General features: G+C 69.2%; 1 protein-coding gene. It reads right to left on the bottom strand.

Features of this window, described 5'->3' with window-relative positions:
* Positions 1-1,821, bottom strand: a 1,821-nt coding sequence (locus HMPREF0731_RS20340; RefSeq protein WP_007006106.1) for an ABCB family ABC transporter ATP-binding protein/permease, incomplete at its 3' end; no start/stop codon positions are given.
* Positions 1,822-1,896: the final 75 nt, after the last annotated feature.

Genomic DNA, 1,896 nt, shown 5'->3' with positions numbered 1-1,896 from the left:
CGCCTCCTGCGCCGCCGCGGCGGCCTCGGCGGCGGCCACCGCCTCGGATTGCCGGCGCCACATCTGGGCGTAGAGCCCGTCCCGCGCCATCAGCTCGGCATGGCCGCCGCGCTCGGCGATCTGCCCGTCCTGCAGCACGATGATCTCGTCCGCATCGACCACGGTGGAGAGGCGGTGCGCGATCACCAGCGTGGTGCGGCCGGTGGAGACGCGCTTCAGCGCCGCCTGGATCTCCTGCTCGGTGCGGGTGTCGAGGGCGCTGGTCGCCTCGTCCAGGATCAGCACGCGCGGATCCTTCAGGATGGTGCGCGCGATGGCCACGCGCTGCTTCTCGCCGCCCGAGAGCTTCAGCCCGCGCTCGCCGACCCGGGTGTCGTAGCCCTCCGGCAGGCGCATGACGAAATCATGCACCTGGGCCAGCCGGGCGGCGGCCTCGACCAGCTCCGGCTCGGCATCGGGGCGGCCATAGGCGATGTTGTAGCGGATGGTGTCGTTGAACAGCACCGTGTCCTGCGGCACCACGCCGATCGCCTGGCGCAGGCTCTCCTGCGTCACCGCGCCGATCGGCTGGCCGTCCAGCAGGATGCGGCCCGATTGCGGGTCGTAGAAGCGGAACAGCAGGCGGGAGATGGTCGACTTGCCCGCCCCCGTCGGCCCGACGATGGCCAGCGTCCGCCCCGCCGGCACGGTGAAGGAGACACCCTTGAGGATGGTGCGGTCGGGGCGGTAGCCGAAGCGGACATCCTCGAACACCAGCTCGCCCGGGCCGGCGGCCAGCGGCTGCGCGCCGGGCGCGTCGGCCACCTCCTGCTTCTCCCGCATCAGGGTGAACATGGCTTCCATGTCGACGAGCCCCTGCTTCAGCTCGCGATAGACGAAGCCCAGGAAATTCAGCGGCAGGTAGAGCTGGATCAGGTAGGTGTTCACCAGCACGAAGTCGCCCACCGACATGCGGCCCGACGCGACGCCCTGCGCCGCCATCAGCATCACCGCCGTCAGCCCGATGGCGATGATCGCGGCCTGGCCCATGTTGAGGTAGTTCAGCGTCACCTCGGAGCGGGTATAGGCCTGCTCGTAGCGCGAGAGCGTCGCGTCGTAGCGGCGCTCCTCATGCTTCTCGTTGCCGAAATACTTGACCGTCTCGTAGTTCAGCAGGCTGTCGATGGCCTTGGTGTTGGCCTCCTGGTCCATCTCGTTCATGGCGCGGCGGAAGCGCAGGCGCCAGTCGGTGAAGACCAGGGTGAAGGCGATGTAGAGCCCGATGGTCAGCAGCGTGACCAGCGCGAAGGACGCATCGAACATGCCCCACAGGATCGCCGCCACCAGCAGGATCTCGATCAGGGTGGGGACGATGTTGAACAGCATGAAGTCGAGCACGAAGTTGATGCCGCGCGTGCCGCGCTCGATCACCCGGCTCATGCCGCCGGTCTGCCGGTCCAGGTGGAAGCGCAGGGACAGCGCGTGCAGGTGGCGGAACACCTGCAGCGCGATGACGCGCCCGGCGCGCGCCTGCACCCGGGTGAACACCGCGTCGCGCAGCTCCGCCATCCAGGAGGAGGTGATGCGCAGCAGGCCGTAGCCCAGCACCAGCGCCACCGGCACGGTGGCGATGGCGGCGGCGGTGCCGGCCTGCGGGCCCAGCGCGTCCACCGCGCGGGCATAGACGATGGGCACCAGCACATTGGCGCCCTTGGCCAGCACCATCAGCACCAGCGCGATGACGACCCGCGCGCGCAGCCCGGTCTCGCCTTTCGGCCAGAGATAGGGGGCGAGGGTGAGCAGGGTGTGGAAATGCCCGCGTGGGCGGGAAGAGGCAATCACGGGGGGAAGTCTCCGGAACGTTGCCCGTTACATGGACGGCCGGGGGGAGGCTGGCAACGTGGCAAGAAGACAAGA

This window comes from Pseudoroseomonas cervicalis ATCC 49957, assembly GCF_000164635.1.
Classification (GTDB): Bacteria; Pseudomonadota; Alphaproteobacteria; order Acetobacterales; family Acetobacteraceae; genus Pseudoroseomonas; species Pseudoroseomonas cervicalis.
This window is presented reverse-complemented; position numbering and strand designations above follow the sequence as displayed.